General features: G+C 65.8%; 18 protein-coding genes. 10 read left to right on the top strand and 8 right to left on the bottom strand.

Annotated features, from left to right (window positions below; all coding sequences use genetic code 11):
* Positions 1–6: 6 nt before the first annotated feature.
* From JQ639_RS26970 to JQ639_RS26950, 5 genes are all read right to left on the bottom strand, one after another.
* Positions 7–1416 (bottom strand): amidase, encoded by a 1410-nt coding sequence (locus JQ639_RS26970; protein ID WP_211962276.1) that lies wholly within the window; start codon positions 1414–1416, stop codon positions 7–9.
* Between the two features lie 36 nt (positions 1417–1452).
* The gene (locus JQ639_RS26965) at positions 1453–1839 is read right to left on the bottom strand and encodes a Rid family hydrolase (RefSeq protein ID WP_211962274.1); all 387 of its coding nucleotides are present in this window, start codon (positions 1837–1839) and stop codon (positions 1453–1455) included.
* 177 nt (positions 1840–2016) lie between these two features.
* Entirely contained in the window at positions 2017–2706 is a 690-nt protein-coding gene (locus JQ639_RS26960; protein WP_211962272.1) for a GntR family transcriptional regulator, read from the bottom strand.
* Positions 2707–2852: 146 nt separating this feature from the next.
* Positions 2853–4058, bottom strand: a complete 1206-nt coding sequence (locus JQ639_RS26955) for an ABC transporter substrate-binding protein (RefSeq protein WP_211962270.1) — start codon at positions 4056–4058, stop codon at positions 2853–2855.
* A complete protein-coding gene (locus tag JQ639_RS26950) occupies positions 4055–5533 on the bottom strand; it encodes an amidase (protein WP_211962268.1) in 1479 nt (492 codons plus the stop codon). Before JQ639_RS26950 ends, JQ639_RS26955 begins: the two co-directional genes overlap by 4 nt.
* 118 nt (positions 5534–5651) lie before the next feature.
* Here JQ639_RS26950 and JQ639_RS26945 point away from each other — a divergent pair, with 118 nt between their 5' ends.
* The 5 genes from JQ639_RS26945 to JQ639_RS26925 all read left to right on the top strand — a co-directional run bounded on the left by JQ639_RS26945 (position 5652) and on the right by JQ639_RS26925 (position 10438).
* Positions 5652–6446: an ABC transporter ATP-binding protein gene (locus JQ639_RS26945; RefSeq protein ID WP_211962266.1), complete on the top strand. Its 795-nt coding sequence runs from the start codon at positions 5652–5654 to the stop codon at positions 6444–6446.
* Positions 6443–7159 carry an ABC transporter ATP-binding protein gene (locus JQ639_RS26940; RefSeq protein ID WP_211962265.1) on the top strand — a complete coding sequence of 239 codons (717 nt, stop codon included), beginning with the start codon at positions 6443–6445 and terminating at the stop codon, positions 7157–7159. Before JQ639_RS26945 ends, JQ639_RS26940 begins: the two co-directional genes overlap by 4 nt.
* Before the next feature lie 14 nt (positions 7160–7173).
* A complete protein-coding gene (locus tag JQ639_RS26935; RefSeq protein ID WP_211962264.1) occupies positions 7174–8043 on the top strand; it encodes a branched-chain amino acid ABC transporter permease in 870 nt (289 codons plus the stop codon).
* Between the two features lie 55 nt (positions 8044–8098).
* On the top strand, positions 8099–9121 hold the full coding sequence (locus tag JQ639_RS26930; RefSeq protein ID WP_211962263.1) for a branched-chain amino acid ABC transporter permease: 1023 nt from the start codon (positions 8099–8101) through the stop codon (positions 9119–9121).
* Between the two features lie 66 nt (positions 9122–9187).
* Positions 9188–10438, top strand: coding sequence for a hypothetical protein (locus tag JQ639_RS26925; protein WP_211962262.1), 1251 nt, complete (start codon positions 9188–9190; stop codon positions 10436–10438).
* Positions 10439–10683: 245 nt separating this feature from the next.
* On the opposite strand, the gene JQ639_RS26920 is transcribed toward JQ639_RS26925, so the two are convergent.
* Positions 10684–11121 (bottom strand): PACE efflux transporter, encoded by a 438-nt coding sequence (locus tag JQ639_RS26920; protein WP_211962261.1) that lies wholly within the window; start codon positions 11119–11121, stop codon positions 10684–10686.
* A gap of 94 nt (positions 11122–11215) precedes the next feature.
* Here JQ639_RS26920 and JQ639_RS26915 point away from each other — a divergent pair, with 94 nt between their 5' ends.
* The 3 genes from JQ639_RS26915 to JQ639_RS26905 all read left to right on the top strand — a co-directional run bounded on the left by JQ639_RS26915 (position 11216) and on the right by JQ639_RS26905 (position 13510).
* Complete coding sequence (locus JQ639_RS26915) at positions 11216–12109, top strand: LysR family transcriptional regulator (protein ID WP_211962260.1); 894 nt, start codon at positions 11216–11218, stop codon at positions 12107–12109.
* Between the two features lie 49 nt (positions 12110–12158).
* The gene (locus JQ639_RS26910) at positions 12159–12959 is read left to right on the top strand and encodes an alpha/beta fold hydrolase (protein ID WP_211962259.1); all 801 of its coding nucleotides are present in this window, start codon (positions 12159–12161) and stop codon (positions 12957–12959) included.
* Between the two features lie 188 nt (positions 12960–13147).
* Positions 13148–13510, top strand: a complete 363-nt coding sequence (locus JQ639_RS26905) for a hypothetical protein (protein WP_211962257.1) — start codon at positions 13148–13150, stop codon at positions 13508–13510.
* 97 nt (positions 13511–13607) lie between these two features.
* Here JQ639_RS26905 and JQ639_RS26900 read toward each other — a convergent pair whose 3' ends face one another.
* Positions 13608–14057 carry an Lrp/AsnC family transcriptional regulator gene (locus JQ639_RS26900; RefSeq protein ID WP_211962255.1) on the bottom strand — a complete coding sequence of 150 codons (450 nt, stop codon included), beginning with the start codon at positions 14055–14057 and terminating at the stop codon, positions 13608–13610.
* 126 nt (positions 14058–14183) lie between these two features.
* Here JQ639_RS26900 and alr point away from each other — a divergent pair, with 126 nt between their 5' ends.
* Positions 14184–15335, top strand: coding sequence for an alanine racemase (gene alr / locus JQ639_RS26895; RefSeq protein WP_211962253.1), 1152 nt, complete (start codon positions 14184–14186; stop codon positions 15333–15335).
* On the top strand, positions 15332–16588 hold the full coding sequence (locus tag JQ639_RS26890) for a D-amino acid dehydrogenase (RefSeq protein ID WP_211962251.1): 1257 nt from the start codon (positions 15332–15334) through the stop codon (positions 16586–16588). Before alr ends, JQ639_RS26890 begins: the two co-directional genes overlap by 4 nt.
* A gap of 115 nt (positions 16589–16703) precedes the next feature.
* On the opposite strand, the gene JQ639_RS26885 is transcribed toward JQ639_RS26890, so the two are convergent.
* Entirely contained in the window at positions 16704–17243 is a 540-nt protein-coding gene (locus tag JQ639_RS26885) for a cupin domain-containing protein (protein ID WP_211962249.1), read from the bottom strand.
* Between the last annotated feature and the right edge of the window lie 155 nt (positions 17244–17398).

Here is a 17398-nt window from a genome sequence, read left to right as displayed (position 1 = left end):
CCCGCTTCAGTTGCGAACCGCCGACGGCATGAGCACGAGCCGCCCGACCGCCCGCTCGATCACGGCCGACGCTTGCAGCACGCGCGGCTCGTCATTGACGGCGCCGACGATCTGCAGACCGACCGGCAGGCCTGCCGCGGTGAGGCCGACCGGCACGCTCGCCGCAGGCTGCCGCGTCATGTTGAACGGCCGCGTCAGCGCGCTGTTCTTCACGGTTTCGATCAGCGGCGTAACGACGTCGATCGCCGGTCCCGGCGTCGCCATCGACAGCAGGAGATCGTAGCGCTGATGGAACAGGCCCATCTGCGTGCCGAGCGTGCCGCACAGCTCCATGGCGTCGTACAGTTCGCGCACTGCGATCTGGTCGGCGCCCGCCCCCAGCATCAGGAACGCGGGATCCATCTGTGCCTGCTGCTCCGGCGTGAACTGCCGCAGCGCCTGCGCGGTCAGCAGCTTCCAGATCTTGCGATATTCGACCTGCGGGTTGGCGATCGGGGGATCGACTTCCTCGACGATCGCGCCGTGCTCCGCGAGGATCGCCACCGCACGGCGCGCGATGCTGACGCTCTCGGAATCAAGCGCGACGTCGGCGAAGCCAAGCGCCGGGCTCCAGGCGATGCGCATGCCCTCGACGCCGCGCTCGAGCCCGATGCGATAGTCGCGGCCGTCTGCCGGCAGCGCCGCCCAGTCGCGCGCATCGGCCTCGCTGATGACCGTCAGCAGCAGCGCCGCGTCGGCGACGGTGCGGGTCATCGGGCCGATGTAGCTGAACGGCGCATAGGTGCCGGCGGGATAGGCCGGCACGCGTCCGAAGGTCGGTTTGAGGCCGAAGATGCCGGACCACGCCGCCGGCACGCGGATCGACGCACCGCCGTCGGATCCGATCGCCAGCGGGCCGATGCCCATGGCGACCGCGGCCGCCGCACCGCCGCTCGATCCGCCCGGCGACTTGCGCACGTCCCAGGGATTGCGGGTGACGCCGCTGCGCGGATTGTCGGTGATCAGCTTGTGGCAGAACTCCGGCAGGTTTGTCTTGCCGATGAACACGCCGCCGTGCGCGCGGATGCGCGCCGCACAGGGGCTGTCCTCGTCCCAGGACTGCTCGGCCGCGATGACCCGCGACCCCTGCAGCGTCGGCCAGCCGCGCAGCAGCAGGTTGTCCTTGATCGACACCGGCACGCCGTCGAGCAGACCCGCGGGCTCGCCCGCCGCCCACCGCCGCTCCGACGCCTTCGCAAGCGCCAGCGTGGTGCTGCGGTCGTGGAAGCAGAAGGCATTGATAGTCGGTTGCGTCTCCTCGATGCGATCGAGCACGGCGCGCGCGACGTCCACCGGCGACAGCGCACGCTGTCGATACGCCCGCGTCAGCTCGGTTGCCGACAGCGCGCAAACGTCATGGTCCTGGCTGATGTCCATCTGTGCCCTCACGGCCTCTGGCTGACGAAAGCGGCGCTAGGCGCCGACGTAGGCGGTCGCGACGATCTCGACCAGAAATTCAGGCTTCACGAGGTCGGCGCGGATGCAATAGCGCGCCGGCGGATGGGCGGGGAAATAGGTCGCGTAGATCTCGTTGACCCGGGCGTAGTCGGCCATGTCCTTCAGGAAGATCTGGTTCTGCACGATGTCGGCGAGCGAGCCGCCGGCGGCAGCCAGCGTTGCCTTGATCGCTTCCAGCACATGGCGGGTCTGGGCCTGCACGTCGCCGACGCCGACGATGGCGCCGTGGGCGTCGATCGCCAGCATGCCGGACACGAAGACCCAGCCGCCGGCCTTGATCGCGGGCGAGTACGGCGCGAGCGGCGGGGCGGCGCCCACGGGAATGACGGGGGTAACAGGCATAATTTCTACTCCATTATTGTCGACAATTTCTGTCTTTTTGCATACTAGACACGCTGGCCGGCAGCCGTCAACCGCCCGCGACCGCATGCCGGACGCAGGACATCGCGGCGCCGGCGCGATGGCGAGCGCGGCGCGAACACATCGACGGTGATCAGGACATGGCGCGCGGACGGCGCCTCAGGCGAGCGCGACCATGGTGTCGGCGCTCGGCAGCGCGGAAATGAAGTTCGAGAACACTTCGCCCTGCTGGATCACGTGCTCGCGCATCAGCTTGGCGGCGGCCTCGGCGTCGCGCGCCTTGATCGCCTTGAACACCCGCTCATGCTCGTCGATCGAGCGCGCGAGGCGGTCGCCGATGTTGAGCTGGTTGCGCAGGTACGGAAAGATCCGGTTGCGGATGTTGTGCGCCATCTCGGCCAGCGACTGGTTGCGCGATCCCAGATAGATCAGCTCATGAAACTGCTTGCTGGACGCATAATAGCCGCTGGAATCGCCCTTGGCCGCGCTGGCCGCACAGGTCTTGTGGATCTTTTCCAACTGGGCGATTTCGGCATCGGTCATGTGAACGGCCGCGAGCCGCGCGGCCAGATCCTCGAGATGCGCCATGATCGCGATCAGTTCGAGCAGACGCCGCAGGGTCAGCGACGCAACCACCGCCGCCTGCCGCGGCCGGATCTCGACAAGGCCGGCAGACGCCAGATGATACAGCGCCTCGCGCACCGGCGTCCGGGAAGCCTTGAAGCGCCTGGCGAGTTCGGTTTCGTCGAGCTTGCTCTGCGGTTTGAGGCGGCCGAGGAAGATGTCTTCCTCGAGCTCCCTGGCGATCACCTCGACGCGCGTCAGCTTGACTTTTGCCTTCGATGCCATTGCTTCACGCGCCTCCCTCGCTCGCGCGCTCTCCTCCTTCGGCCATGGGCGCGGATGGAATCAGATCCGCGCTCCCGCGAAGTGCATTGTGTAAACAGGAGTGCCACAAATGTGGACACGAAGAAAGGGGCGATGCCGCGTTGTGCTCAACGGCTGATCACGGCGCCGTCGTCGACCCAGCGTTCGCCGTCGAACCGCCGCGGCTGGAATTGCCGGATCGGATAGTAGTTGTCGGGACTGGTGTTGATGCGGATTCCCGGCAGGATCATCGCCGGCGTGAAATCCTTGAGATTCGCCGCCTGGCGCATGACGTTTTCCCGCGTCAGCTCGTCGCCGCACTGCTTGAGCACCTGCACCATGGTCTGGGCCAGCATGTAGCCGAACACATTGTTGCTGTCGTCGAGCTTGCCGTCCGGAAAGTACTTCTTCATGAACGACACCCACGCAAGGTATTCCGCATCGTTCTGCCACGTCGGATCGGTCGGATCCTTGTAGAACGCGGTAGTGACAATACCCCTCGCCTTCTCGAGACCGGCGGGCTTCAGCACCGTGCCGACGCTGGACGACAGGCTGTTGACGAACTGCAGCGGATGCCAGTCGATGTCGCTGGCCTTGCGGATCGCCTGCGCGGCGAACTTCGGGATGGCGATGTTCATGAAGACATTGGCGCCGGACTGTTGCAGCGAGATGATCTGCGAGTCGATCGACGGATCGGTGACCTCATAGGTCAGCTCCTTGACGATCAGCTCCGCCGCGCGCGGCCCCAGCTCGTCCTTGATGCCCTTGACATAGTCGCGACCATAATCGTCGTTCTGCGACAGGATGGCGATCTTCGGGTTCGGCACCCGCGCCAGCGCCTGCTGCGCGAACACCCGCGCCTCGTCGTAGTAGCTGGGCTGCCAGCTCATGGTCCAGTGGAAGCGCGCCGGGTCGCCCCACTTGCTGGCGCCGCCGATCACGAACAGCTGCGGCACCTTCTTGGTGTTGAGATATTTCTGGATCGCGGTGTTCGGCGCGGTGCCGAGCGGCGAGAAATCGAGCAGCACCTGCTCGCTCTCCACGAGACGACGCGTCTGCTCGACCGTCTTTGGCGGACTGTAGGCATCGTCCAGCGAGATGAAATTGATCTTGCGGCCATTGATGCCGCCATCATCGTTGATCTTCTGAAAGTACGCCGCCTGGACGCGGCCGTAGACGCCGAAGGTCGAATTCGGACCGCTGTAGGGCATGGTCTGCCCGATCTTGATTTCGCTGTCGGTCGCACCCGGATCATATTTGCGTTCGCCGGCTGCCGCCATCGACGTCAGCAGCGTCAGCACGATCAGTCCATCAAGCACGCGGTGATATCTCATCCTACGCTCCTCTGGGATAGGTCCGGATTGAACGACGGCGCGCCGCCGGCGACCGGCAGCGCGACAGGGCGTGGCTCGATCGGCGTGCGCGGCAGCGCCAGCAGCGCTTCGAGGCGCCTTGCGATGGCGAGCACCCGCAGCTCCTGTCGCGGCGGCCCGATGATCTGCAGCCCGACCGGCAGCCCCGCGGACGTGAAGCCGCAAGGCAACGACAGCGCCGGACATCCCATCAGCGTGACCGCCGACGTCAGCGCCATCCAGCCGACATAGGTGGCGAAGCTCCGACCCTGCAGCGCGTCGAGATGGGTCATTGTCGCATCGAACGGCGGCGTGATCGCCGTGGGACAGATCAGAACGTCGAAATCGGCGAAGAAGGCCACGGCACGGCGATAGAGCTCGCCATGAGCGACATGGGCGCGCATCAGCTCCTCGATCCCGAGCGCGAGACCGCGCTCGGTGTTCTCGACGACGTGGGCGCCGAGCTGCGCGCGGTGCGCGGCGAGCAGCGGCCCGACGCGCTCGACATAGATGAAGGCGCGCAGCGTCTCGAAGATCCAGTCGGCGACCGCCAGATCGGGATGCGCCTCATCGAGGCTGCAGCCGGCATCCTGCAAGCGCAGCGCCGCCGCAGCGCAGATCGCCCTGACCTCCGGATCGACCGGCACGAGGCCAAGATCCGGACTGAACGCGACGCGGGCCGGCGCGAAGGCCCGGTCGAGGGAGGCGCGATAGCCTGCTTCGGGACGCGGCAGCGACAGCGGATCGAGCAGATGATCGCCGGCCTCGACGTCGAGCGCGAGCGCGACATCCTCGACGGTGCGCGCCATGCAGCCCTCGACCGACAGCGGCGAATAGGGCTGCCGCGTCGGCCCTCGCGCGATGCGCCCGGGCGTCGGCCGCAGCCCGACGATGGAACAGAAGCTCGCCGGCAGCCGCACGCTGCCGGCGAAATCATTGCCCGACGCGAGCCAGGCCTCGCCCGCGGCCAGCGCCGCCGCGGCGCCGCCCGAGGAGCCACCGGGCGTCGTCCGCAGGTCCCATGGATTGCGGGTCGTGCCGAACACCGCATTGTAGGTGTTGCCGCCGGCGGCGAACTCCGGCGTGTTGGTCTTGCCCATCACGATCGCGCCGCCGGCCTCGAGGCGCTGCACCACGAGGTCCGACTGCGCCGGGATGTTGGCGGCGTGGACCAGTGAGCCATAGGTCGTGCGCACGCCGGCCACGGCGGTGTTGTCCTTGATGAGAACGGGCAGGCCGTGGAGGAAGCGGCCCGCAGCGCCTCCGGCCGCTTGCCGATCGAAAGCCCGGGCGCGGTCGCGGGCCCGCTCCAGGCACAGCGTCGGCACCGCATTCAGGGCGGGCTCGACGGCCTCGATCCGGCGCTGGGCGACATTGATCAGCTCCAGCGGCGAAACTTCACCGCGCTGGAGCAGGCCGACGATCTCGCACGCGGTGCGCCTGACAAGCTCTTCCATGGGATCCGACGTCCGCCTTCCACAATGCCGCAGGGCGACCCTGCCCAGAATTGTTGCATATCTGAAATATACTGATTAAAATTTTTTGTCGACAATAAATCCGGATCTGAGAAACTGGATGAGCACAACAACGGGCGGAACGATGAGCGAGGCCATTCTTCAAGTGAGCGATCTGTCGATCCGCTTTGGCGGGGTGAAGGCGCTCAACGGCATTTCCTTCGCGGTCGGCGCAGGCCAGATCTGCGGCATCATCGGCCCGAACGGCGCCGGCAAGACAACGCTGTTCAATTGCCTGAGCCGCCTCTACGACGCCAACGGCGGTAGCATCCTGTTCAAGGGTACCCCGATCGGCGGCGTGCCGCGCCATCGTATGGCCGGCCTTGGGATCGGCCGCACCTTCCAGAACCTCGCCCTGTTCGGCTCCATGACCGTTCGCGAGAACATCATGGTCGGCGGCCACTGCCACAGCCGCGGCGGCTTTCTCGACGCTGCGCTTCAGCTCGGCCGCTTCAGGCGCTCGGAGGCCGCGCTGGCGCGGCAGGCCGACGAACTGATGGAGCGGCTCGACCTCACCGCGATCGCGGGCCTGCCGGTCAACCGGCTCACCTTCGCCACCCAGAAGCGGGTCGAGCTCGCCCGCGCGCTGGCGTCGCAGCCCGACCTGCTGCTGCTGGACGAGCCGGCCGGCGGGCTCAACCACGAGGAGGTCGACGACCTGCGCGCACTCATTGTCGCAATCCGTGACCGCTTTCGCCTCACCGTGCTGCTGGTGGAGCATCATCTCAACCTGGTGATGCGGGTGTCCGACAAGGTCGTCGCGTTCGACTTCGGCCAGAAGATCGCCGAAGGCACTCCGGACGAGGTCCGCAGCAACCCGGACGTGATCCGCGCCTATCTCGGAGGCACCGCATGACCGCTCTTCTCGAAATGCGCGACGTCAGCGCGCGCTACGGCCGGGTGCATGTGCTGCAGCACATCGACCTGCGCATCGACGAAGGCCGCATCGTCACGCTGCTCGGCGCCAACGGCGCCGGCAAGACGACGCTGCTGCGCGCACTCTGCAACATGATGGTGCAGCTCGACGGCGAAGTGCGCCTTGGCGGCCACCGCATCGACCGCCTGTCGACCGAAAGCATCGCCCGCTCCGGCGTCGCCCATGTCCCCGACGGCCGCGGCACGTTCGCCGGGCTCACGGTCGAGGAGAACCTGACGCTCGGCGCCTGCACCCGGCGCGATCGCGGCCGCGTGCGCGACGACTTCGCCCGCATCTACGGCTATTTTCCCCGGCTGTTCGAGCGGCGCAGCCAGCAGGCCGGAACGCTGTCCGGCGGCGAGCAGCAGATGCTGGCGATCTCCCGCGCGCTGATGCTGCGGCCCCGCCTGCTGCTGCTCGACGAGCCGTCGTTCGGCCTCGCACCGATCATCGTCGAGCAGATCTTCTCGATCCTCCGCGTCATCAACCGCGACGAAGGCGTAGCGATGCTGCTGGTCGAGCAGAACGCCAGGGTCGCGCTGGCGCTGGCCGACGACGCCTATCTGATGGAGACCGGCCGCGTCGTGATGAGCGGATCGGCGGACGCGCTCAGCACCGACGAGAATGTGCGGCGCTCCTATCTCGGCTACTGAAAGGAACGGATGCGATGAGCGGAATCCTGCAGCAGGCACTGTCCGGCCTCGCGGTCGGCGGCATCTATGCCACGCTCGCCCTGGCGCTGGTGATGATCTACCAGTCCACCCATCACGTGAACTTCGCCCAGGGCGAGATGGCGATGTTCAGCACCTATGTCGCATGGGCCCTGATCGAGGCCGGCCTGCCCTACTGGCTCACCTTCGCGGTCACGCTCGGCTTCGCGTTCCTCGCCGGCATGGCGATCGAGCGGCTGGTCGTGCGCCGCGTCGACCGCGGCCCGGTCGTCAGCATCGTCATCGTGTTCATCGGCCTCCTGGTGGTCATCAACAGCCTCGCCGGCGCGATCTTCGGCTACACCATCAAGAGCTTTCCGAGCCCGTTCCCCGACAGCATGCCGTTCGGGCGCGCCCTTTCCGGCCACGAGATTGGCATGATCGCGACGACCCTGCTGGTGCTCGTGCTGGTCTATGGCTTCTTCCGCTTCACGCCGCTCGGCCTGATGATGCGCGCCGCCGCGCAGAACCCGGCATCCTGCCGGCTCGTCGGCGTGCGTGTCGGCCTGATGCTCAGTCTCGGCTGGGGCCTCGCCGGCGCGATCGGAGCCGTCGCCGGCATGATGGCCGCGCCGATGTTCTATCTCGACCCCAACATGATGAGCGGCATCCTGCTCTACGGCTTCGCCGGCGCGCTGCTCGGCGGCATCAACAACCCGTGGGGCGCGGCGGCCGGCGGCTTCGCGGTCGGCGTCGTCGAAACCCTCGCCGGCGCCTACGTGGTAGGCACCGAACTCAAGCTCGCCGTCGCGCTCGCGATCATCCTCGCAGTGCTGCTGGTGCGCCCCGCCGGCCTGTTCGGCCGCGCCATTGTCCGCCGGGTGTGATCCCGCCGGATCGCGCCGCCAACCCGACTCACCTGTTTCGACGAAAGCAGATGTCATGACGACGATCGCCAAACCCACGCTCCAGACGCCCTCCACTCGCTGGCCGCCCGGCGGCGCCCGGCTGACGCCGCTGTTGATCGCGGCCGGCGCCTGCGTCGCCGTTGCGGCACCCTGCCTCGCCTCCGGCTACCAGCTGTTCGTGCTGACCATGATCGCCATCTACGCGATCGCGATTCTCGGATTGAACATCCTTGCGGGCTTCAATGGCCAGATCTCGCTCGGGCAAGGCGCGTTCTTCGCCATCGGCGCCTATGTCACCGGCATCCTGCTGGCGACCGAGACGGCGCCCTCCTGGGCCGCCGTGCCGACCGCCGCCATCTGCTGCTTCGTCGTCGGCTTCCTGTTCGGCTTCCCCGCGCTCCGCCTCGAGGGCGTCTACCTCGGCCTTGCGACCTTCTCCCTGGCCGTCACGACACCCTACGTCCTCAAGTCGCACATGCTGGAGCCGTGGACCGGCGGCGTTCAGGGCCTCGTGCTATCAAAGCCCCAGGCGCCATGGGGGCTGCCGCTGAGCGACGACCAGTGGCTCTATAGCGTCTGCATCATCGTGGCGGTGCTGGCGTTCTGGCTCGGCCGCAACATCCTCTCCGGCCGGATCGGCCGCGCCATCGTCGCGGTCCGCGACAATCCGACCGCCGCCGAAGCGATGGGTATCGATCTCGCGATCACCAAGTCGACGACCTTCGCGGTCTCCGCGCTCTACGCCGGCCTCGCCGGCGCTCTCGCGGCGCTGGCGACGGAATTCGTCTCGCCGGACACGTTCACGGTGACGCTGTCGATCAGCCTGCTGGTCGGCTCGGTTATCGGCGGCAACACCTCGATCATCGGCGCACCGATCGGCGCGGCGTTCGTCGTGCTGTTGCCCAACCTCGCCGACCAGGTCTCGAAGGCCGCTCCGTCGGCGATCTTCGGCATCGTCCTGATCGGCCTCGTGCTGGTTGCGCCGATGGGCCTCGTAGGGCTCACGAGGCGCATCTGGACGGCGCACCGGTCGAACAGGCAAGCCGTTGCACGATGAGAACCAACGGCTAGGATCACCTCGATGCCACAGGCCAAAGGACCGAACCAACCTAAAATCCCGTGAGTGAAGCTGCAAGCTAAAGCCAAGGACGGGCGAACTGAAAATACGCCTCTATTGACTCTTCTCTCATCGAATGACCATTATTTCTTATTACTTAAATCTTTCCGCGCGGGGGCTTCCGTGCATAATCGATTTGATGTATCGCGCGCATCTGGTGTGCGCCGTCTCGTTGCCGTTGTCATCGCGGCCCTCTCCTTGATGGGAGAACTCGGCGGCTGTACCAGCCTTTACTTTGTTCACGATCCACAGTCCGGCCTAATCACGGCAGGACAGATCCCTGGCTTTCTGAAATCTATTCGTTGCGAGCTCGTGACGTTCTATGAGATCGAACGGCGACGGAAAACCGCCTATGCGGATCTGGAGAAGATTTCGCCACCTCAGGCATTCGCACAATACGCCTATTTTGATGTCGAACCGACGCTCTATGGCACATATACAACAGAGCTCAAGGTCACGGATTCATCGGCGGCACTCGCCGGCGCAACGGGATTCGATTTCAAGCAAATCATCAGCGCAACTGCGACGGCTACCGACCATGTCGCTCCGTCGATCTCGACTCAGGCAACCGACGATCTCATCTGGAGTTTCCTAATCAGGCAGGACGCCGAGCTCACTTCGACCGATCATGCCTCCGATCCGCTGCAACGCGGCTGCTATACCGGACCGCACCTCCAACTTCCAGAATTAGAGCTATTTGCTGACGGCCAGAGCGCGTATGCCCCTAAATTCACGCGCATTCTCGTCAATGGCAAAAAGCCGATGGCCGCCTGGTTGCGAGACAATGGCGCATTGCTGAGTGCAAACTATCTCTCGACCGCGAGTAAGGCGGATAGCGCCGACCCCTCGCAGATGACCTATACTTTCACCATTCAGATCATCACCGGCCTCGAGGGCAAATATTCACTCGTCGCAACCCATTATTCCCCGACCGTCGAAGCGTCAGGCTCGCTTCAGCAAAACAGCATCTTGACGATCTGGATCAATGGGCCAGGCGCGGTGACTGCCAATGCAGCAAAGACCGGAGGAGCGGCGATTGTTCCGGTGGCAGCGCTCGGGAGCAAGCGCAACCCGATGTATGTCTACACCGAGCAGCGACCTAAAGAAGCGGCTCCGCCCGCCGAACATGGAAAGGAGCGTAAGAAATTTCGGGTGTTCAGACGTGACGAGGCGCCATCGGTAGAAGGTCCACATATCAAAGGATATCTTCTAGTGCCGCCCACCGTCACGCCACCGATGGCGACCCCCAATCCATAAAAATCGTCATTGGTGCGCACGCAAAGGCTGAGGTACACCCGAGTCAAGCTCATCCGCCTGCGTTCGTTCGGGTCCCAAATGCGGACGTCCGATATTGCCCGCCACGATATATTGAGCTGTCGACGCCAACGATTTAGCTGAAGCATCTCGACTATCAGCCGAGCTTAGAGCAGGCTTGGGCCGAGCGCGCAAAAAAAAAGACGCGGCGCAAAGCGCCGCGTCGGTTGTTCGGATCAGTTCAGGGATCAGGCGCGGACAGCCGCCCGCACCGGGATCGGGAAGACGCGATCGTAGGCGATGTTGAAGCCGAACGCGTAGACCAGATAGAAGCCGATCATCGACAGATCCATCAGCAACGTCGCCCACAGCGTCATGCCGAGATACCACGCGATCGGCGGCAGTAGCATGATCAGCAGGCCGAGCTCGAACAGGCCAGCATGCAGAATGCGTGTCGGGATCGACTTGCGCGTGTGGCCGACGGTGCGGCGCATCGCATGATCGAAGCCGAGGTTGTAGACCAAGTTCCAGACGGTCGCGATGGTCGCGGCGGCGACGCCGACGATACCGACCTTGTGGGCTTCGAGCCCAAACAGCCAGGCGCCCAGCGGCACCAGCATCACGAGGCCGATGGCTTCGAACAGCACGGCGTGACGGATCCGGTCGGGGAATGAACGCATGGACATGATGGAACTCCTAAATCATTGTTCTTATTGACAATATCCTTTCTATCTGTATTTTAGGTTCCATCAAGATAGATACCATCTGATATTGAGATAGATGACCGTCTCCCTCGATCAGCTCGAAGCGTTCGCGGCCGCCGCCGAGCACGGCTCGTTCTCCGCGGCGGCGCGCGTGCTGCGCAAGGCGCAGTCGGCCGTCAGTACCCATGTCGCGAACCTCGAAGAGGATCTCGGCATCCGGCTGTTCAACCGCGCCGGCCGCCAGCCGGTGCTGACGCCCGCGGGCGAGCGCCTGCTGCTTGAAGCGAAGGTGGTGCTGGATCGCCGCGAGCATCTCATCGGCGTTGCCCGCAGCTTCGAGGAGAAGGTCGAGCGCAAGCTGGTCATCGCCATCGACGAGCTCTATCCCGAGCCGGCGCTGGCGCCGCTGTTCGCCGACTTCGCGCGCCACTTTCCCCATGTCGAGCTGGAGATGCTGTTTCCGCTGATGGAGGACGTCACCAGCCTCGTGCGGGCCGGCAAGGCCGACATCGGCATCAGCTGGCGGCAGGAGCAGTTGCCGGTCGAGCTTGGCTTCCGCACCATCGGCTGGGTGCCGATCCAGATGGTGTGCGCCAGAGACCATCCGCTCGCCGGCACCCGCGTCGACTGGGAGGATCTCAAGCGCTACCGCCAGATCCTGGTCGGCGCGCGCAGCGATGGCCCCGAGAAGCGCCGCCTGCGGGTCGCCGCCGACGTGTGGTGGGTGGAGAGCCACTGGGTGATCCTGCAACTGGTCAAGCAGGGCATCGGCTGGGCGTTCGCCTCCGGCCATGTCATCGCCAGCGCGCCGGAAGCGCCTGACCTCGTCACGCCCGAGCTGCAGTTCGACGACTATGATCTGCCGATCGCGCTGGAGATGGTGTGGCACAAGCAGAAGCCGTGCGGCCCCGCGGCAAAATGGCTGCGCAAGCGCTTCGCCACCACACGGATCGACCGTCCCGCGCGCTGACCCCGGCCGAGCGCATGCAAGCCCTCCTCTCTCCCCGATGGTTGCCCCGATGACGACCTGGATCAGCGCCACCTGCGAAGCGAACGGCATCCGCATCCACTACCTGCGCACGGGCGGCGACAAGCCGCCGCTGGTCGCACTCCACGGGCTGACCGGAGGCGGCGCCTGCTGGACGCCGCTGGCACGCGCGCTCGCGCGCGACTACGACGTCGTCATGCCGGACGCGCGCGGCCACGGGCTGTCGGACACGCCGCCGCAAGGCTATCGCTACGGCGATCACGCCGCCGACGTCGCCGGCCTCATCGCCGCGCTCGGTCTCCAGGCCCCGGTCCTGCTCGGGCATTCGATGGGCGGCATGACCGCCGCCGTAGTCGCGCGCGACGCCGGCGCGGCCCTCAGTGGCCTCGTCCTGGTCGATCCGACCTTCCTCGACCCCGCGCGCCAGCGCGAGGTGTTCGAGAGCGACGCCGCCGCCCAGCATCGCCGGTTTCTCGGCATGGGCCGCGCCGAGGCGCTGGCCGACGCCCGCCTGCGCCATCCCCACCGCTCCGCCGAGATGATCGAATGGATCGTCGATGCGCGGCTGCGGACACCTGTCGCCACTTTCGACGTCCTGACACCGCCCAATCCCGACTATCGCAACCTGATCGCCGCGATCGCAGCGCCGATTCTGCTTGTCATCGGCGAGCACGGCGTCGTCTCCGGCGCGACGGCGCGGGAGCTCGAAGCCCTCAATCCGCGGTTGCGGTCCGCATGCATCGCCGACGTCGGCCATGGACTGCCCCACGACAAGCCGGACGCGCTCGCGGCAATCGTCGGGGATTTTCTGCGATCGCTCATTGCAGGATAGCAGAACCGTCTCTGCCGGAAGCAAGCGTTCTCATTCCTGCCATCACACGAAAATCCAGAGATCTATCAAAGCAACATCACTGGCCCCAGGAACGGGAGCCGGCAAGCCCAATTGCATACGGAAACAAAAGGTCAATTCGTGTATGAACGCAATAGGGATACATTATTGGTCGATACATCCGGGACAAAATGGATCTAGTTATTTTCCTGCTTGCGATACTGCTGTGGTGGGGCGTTGAAGCACTCACACTCGTCACGCCCAGCATTTTAAGCCACTATCTGTTTGGGCTCGCTATCGCAATCCTGGCGTTTCACTACTGGATACCGACGATAGCTGTCGCAGCCATCTCCGAATTCGCATTTAGCTTTCTACCGAAAGCATGGAGAGGGTTCGCCTATTTGGGCTTTGCGCTAGCCGTCCTGGCTATCCTCTCGCCGGTTGCGCATAACATGTTCGGGATAGGGCCTGAGCAAGTTCGCTTGCTTCTCTATCCCGCCATCGCTGTCGCTGCCCTCTACGTGGTCAGGAGCTTTGCAAGACAACACGATTGATGTCTGTCGCCCCAACCTGAACATCAGACACGACCGCGACCATAACCATACGAACCTCATAATTGCCGCGCGACCAAGGCACGGGCGATTCAGCCTCCTATCGCGCCGGCAGCACGCGGCGGATGGTGAAGCTGGAGTGGATGCGCGCGACGCCCGGCAGGCGCGACAGAATCTCCTTGTGCACGGCTTCATAGCCAGCCGCGCTCTCGGCCTCGACATGCAGCAGATAGTCGGAGCCGCCGGTCATCAGGTAGCACTCCCGGATCTCGGGATGCTTGCGCACCGCCGCCTCGAAACGATGCAGGAACTGCTCGGTCTGCCGCTCCAGCGTGATCTGCACGATGATGACGATCCCAGCGCCGGTGTCCGGCCCCTCGACGATCGCGGTGTAGCCGCGGATCGTGCCCTGCTCCTCCAGGATCTGGACGCGGCGCAGGCACGCGGACGGCGACAGCCCGACCGCCGCCGCCAGCTTAACGTTGCTGATGCGCCCGTCGGCCTTGAGATGGCGCAGGATCTGGCGGTCGATGGTGTCGAGTGCCTGCATATTATTGTCCGAAGTCGCATTATATTGTGTCTAGAGCTCAAGATAGACACGAAATTCCGCATCATCAACCAACATTCGAACAACCTCGCTGTAGCCTTGCGGGGAACCCGATTTGCGGATGCGCCCATGACGCTTGCCTTCGCCTCCCACGACATCGCCGCCGGCGCGGTGCTGACCATCGATCTGTCGGCCGTGCGCGCCAACTACCGCCATATCCGCGATCGCGTGCGGCCGGCCGCCGCCGGCGCCGTGGTCAAGGCCAACGCCTACGGGCTCGGCGCCGTGCGCGTCGTCACCGCCCTGCTCAAGGACGGCTGCCGCGATTTCTTCGTCGCGCAGCTGTCGGAGGCGCGCGAGCTGCGCGCGCACCTGCCATCGGGCGTCGCGCTCTACGTGCTCAATGGCCTGCAGGCGGGCGCCGAGGCCGAGGCGATCGCGCTCGGCGTCACTCCCGCGCTGAACACGCCGCAGCAGGTGGCGGCGTGGGCCGCCGCCGGAGCCCGGCTCGGCCGCCGCCTGCCCGGCGCGCTGCAGGTCGACACCGGCATGTCGCGCCTCGGCCTGTCCGCCGCGGAACTGACAGCGCTGCGCGCGCAGCGCACGCTCGACGACATCGACGTCGTTCTGCTGATGAGCCATCTCGCCTGCGCCGACGAGCCGCTGCACGCGGCCAATGCCGAACAGCTCGCCGCCTTCCGCGCGTTCGCCGCGGACTTTTCCGGCGCGCGGCTGTCGCTCGCCAACTCCGGCGGCGCGCTGCTCGATGCGTCCTATCACAATGATCTCGCCCGCCCCGGCATCGCGCTCTATGGCGTGCATCCACAGACCGGCGCGCCGTCGCCGCTGCGGCCGGTGGTGCGCCTCGACGCGCGGGTGATCCAGGTGCGCGAGATCGCCGCCGGCACCGGCGTCGGCTACGGCCTCACCTTCCACGCCGCGGCGCCGACGCGGCTCGCGACCATCGGCGTCGGCTATGCCGACGGCTGGCCGCGCTGCCTCGGCAACCGCGGCGCGGCCTTCTTCAACGGCATCCGCCTGCCGATCGCCGGCCGCGTCTCGATGGACAGCATGACGCTGGATATCAGCGCGCTGCCCGCGGGCACGCTAAACCCCGGCGACAGCGTCGAGCTGATCGGACCGCACCAGAGCCTCGACGACGTCGCCGGCGACGCCGGCACCATCGCCTATGAAATCCTGACGTCGCTGGGGCAGCGCTACGCCCGCATCCATCGCGACGACGACAGCCATCCCACGCCCCATTTCGGGAGACCCGCATGAAGGTCGCAGTTCTCGGCGGAGGCGTCATCGGCGTCACCACCGCCTACTATCTCGCCCGCGCCGGCCACGAGGTCACGGTGATCGACCGCCAGGACGGCGTCGCTCTCGAAACCAGCTTCGCCAATGCCGGCCAGGTGTCGCCAGGCTATGCCTCGCCATGGGCGGCGCCCGGCATTCCCGCCAAGGCGATGAAGTGGCTGTTCATGGAGCATGCGCCGCTGATCCTGCGGCCGCGCCTCGACGTCGCCATGGTGCGCTGGCTGTTCAGCATGCTGCGCAACTGCACGTCCGCCCGCTATGCGCTCAACAAGGGCCGCATGGTGCGGCTCGCCGAATACAGCCGCGACTGCCTGATCGCGCTGCGCAAGGACACCGGCATCGCCTATGACGGCCGCGCCCAGGGCACGCTGCAGCTGTTCCGCACGAAGGCCCAGCTCGACGGCACCGCCAAGGACATCGAAGTGCTGCGCGCCGACGGCGTGCCGTTCGAGCTGCTCGATCCCGCCGGCTGCGTCGCCGCCGAGCCCGCGCTCGCCCATGCCCGCGACAAGATCACCGGCGGACTTCGGCTGCCGAACGACGAGACCGGCGACTGCTTCAAGTTCACCAACGCGCTGGCGAAGCTCGCCGCCGCTGCGGGCGTTGCGTTCCGCTACGGCTGCGCGATCGAGGGTCTGCGCACCGAACGCGGCGCCATCACCGGCGTGCAGACATCGGCGGGGCTCGTCACCGCCGACGCCTACGTGCTGGCGCTCGGCAGCTTCGCGCCGCGCATCGCCGCGATGATCGGCCTGCGCCTGCCGATCTATCCCGTGAAGGGCTACTCGCTCACCATCCCGATCGTCGACGCCAGCCGTGCGCCGGAATCGACCATCATGGACGAAACGTACAAGATCGCGATCACCCGCCTCGGCGACCGCATCCGCGTCGGCGGCATGGCCGAGATCTCCGGCTATACCAACGACCTGCCACCGCGCCGCCGGGCGACGCTGGAGCATTCGGTGACCGACCTGTTCGCCGGCGGCGGCGACGTCGCCGCGGCGACGTTCTGGTCCGGCCTGCGGCCGATGACGCCCGACGGCACGCCGGTGATCGGCGGCACGCGCTATCCCAACCTGTTCCTCAACGGCGGCCACGGCACCCTGGGCTGGACCATGGCATGCGGTTCGGCGCGCGTGCTCACCGACATCATCGGCGGCCGCGCGCCGGAGATCGACGCGTCCGACCTCGGCCTCGATCGCTACGGCGCCTGACGCGCGCGCACGCGCAGCGCTGCACCCCCGACAGCAAAAGCCCCGGCGCCATGCGGCACCGGGGCTTTTTGTCTTCGGTTGACAACCGCCAGCGCACTGGCGGTTCGCGTCTCGCTCAGCCGCGCTTGACCTTGGTCAGCGGATGATCCGGCGGATAGGTCGGGGTCACCGGCTTGGGCGAGCCGATCATCACGATCATGATCGCGTCTTCCTCGCCGACATTGATCTCGCCGCGATAGACGCCCGGCGGCACCGAGATACAGTCGCGCTCGCCGAGAATGGTCTCGTAGTACTCGCCGTCCTTCTCGACCATCACCTTGATCGTGCCGCGCAGCACGAAGAACACCTCTTCGGCGTCGGTGTGCAGATGCATCGGCCCCTCGCCGCCGGCGGGGATGATCATGTTCGACAGCGTGAAGTGCTCGGCGGGAATGGTGTTGCTGTCCTTCGCAACGCCGGTGCCGCCGGTGCCGATAAAGCGCTTCTGGGCGCGGCGATACTTCGGATCGAAGTCCGCCTGGAACTTGAGCGCGTTCCAGTCATAGGGCCGGTCAGCGACGCGCGCGACGCGACCCTTCATCCATTCCTCGAAGCTCGCCCCCTCGGGACGATCCCACGACCGCCGCTGCGTCGGCGCCGTCTCTGCCTGGGCCATGTCGATCTCCTGTGCTGGCCAATTCAGCATGCTCATTGTTCATATTTGAACATACCGTTCTGATTACAATCCTGATCATCACGCGGTCCACTGTCAATGTTCAAAACGCGTGTCAGTTTATTGACGAAAGCATGATGCACGGCTACCTTATTGAA

Source organism: Bradyrhizobium sp. U87765 SZCCT0048 (genome assembly GCF_018131225.1).
Taxonomy (GTDB): domain Bacteria; phylum Pseudomonadota; class Alphaproteobacteria; order Rhizobiales; family Xanthobacteraceae; genus Bradyrhizobium_A.
The sequence above is the reverse complement of the archived record's forward strand: the minus strand, read 5'-3'. Positions and strand labels throughout refer to the sequence as shown.

Coding starts and splice junctions, on each gene's coding strand:
- JQ639_RS26920 (WP_211962261.1), bottom strand. CDS start 11,121: ATGTCCATGCGTTCATTCCCCGACCGGATCCGTCACGCCGTGCTGTTC.
- JQ639_RS26910 (WP_211962259.1), top strand. CDS start 12,159: ATGACGACCTGGATCAGCGCCACCTGCGAAGCGAACGGCATCCGCATC.
- JQ639_RS26935 (WP_211962264.1), top strand. CDS start 7,174: ATGAGCGGAATCCTGCAGCAGGCACTGTCCGGCCTCGCGGTCGGCGGC.
- JQ639_RS26955 (WP_211962270.1), bottom strand. CDS start 4,058: ATGAGATATCACCGCGTGCTTGATGGACTGATCGTGCTGACGCTGCTG.
- JQ639_RS26970 (WP_211962276.1), bottom strand. CDS start 1,416: ATGGACATCAGCCAGGACCATGACGTTTGCGCGCTGTCGGCAACCGAG.
- alr (WP_211962253.1), top strand. CDS start 14,184: ATGACGCTTGCCTTCGCCTCCCACGACATCGCCGCCGGCGCGGTGCTG.
- JQ639_RS26885 (WP_211962249.1), bottom strand. CDS start 17,243: ATGGCCCAGGCAGAGACGGCGCCGACGCAGCGGCGGTCGTGGGATCGT.
- JQ639_RS26960 (WP_211962272.1), bottom strand. CDS start 2,706: ATGGCATCGAAGGCAAAAGTCAAGCTGACGCGCGTCGAGGTGATCGCC.
- JQ639_RS26915 (WP_211962260.1), top strand. CDS start 11,216: ATGACCGTCTCCCTCGATCAGCTCGAAGCGTTCGCGGCCGCCGCCGAG.
- JQ639_RS26930 (WP_211962263.1), top strand. CDS start 8,099: ATGACGACGATCGCCAAACCCACGCTCCAGACGCCCTCCACTCGCTGG.
- JQ639_RS26950 (WP_211962268.1), bottom strand. CDS start 5,533: ATGGAAGAGCTTGTCAGGCGCACCGCGTGCGAGATCGTCGGCCTGCTC.
- JQ639_RS26940 (WP_211962265.1), top strand. CDS start 6,443: ATGACCGCTCTTCTCGAAATGCGCGACGTCAGCGCGCGCTACGGCCGG.
- JQ639_RS26890 (WP_211962251.1), top strand. CDS start 15,332: ATGAAGGTCGCAGTTCTCGGCGGAGGCGTCATCGGCGTCACCACCGCC.
- JQ639_RS26905 (WP_211962257.1), top strand. CDS start 13,148: ATGGATCTAGTTATTTTCCTGCTTGCGATACTGCTGTGGTGGGGCGTT.
- JQ639_RS26945 (WP_211962266.1), top strand. CDS start 5,652: ATGAGCACAACAACGGGCGGAACGATGAGCGAGGCCATTCTTCAAGTG.
- JQ639_RS26965 (WP_211962274.1), bottom strand. CDS start 1,839: ATGCCTGTTACCCCCGTCATTCCCGTGGGCGCCGCCCCGCCGCTCGCG.
- JQ639_RS26900 (WP_211962255.1), bottom strand. CDS start 14,057: ATGCAGGCACTCGACACCATCGACCGCCAGATCCTGCGCCATCTCAAG.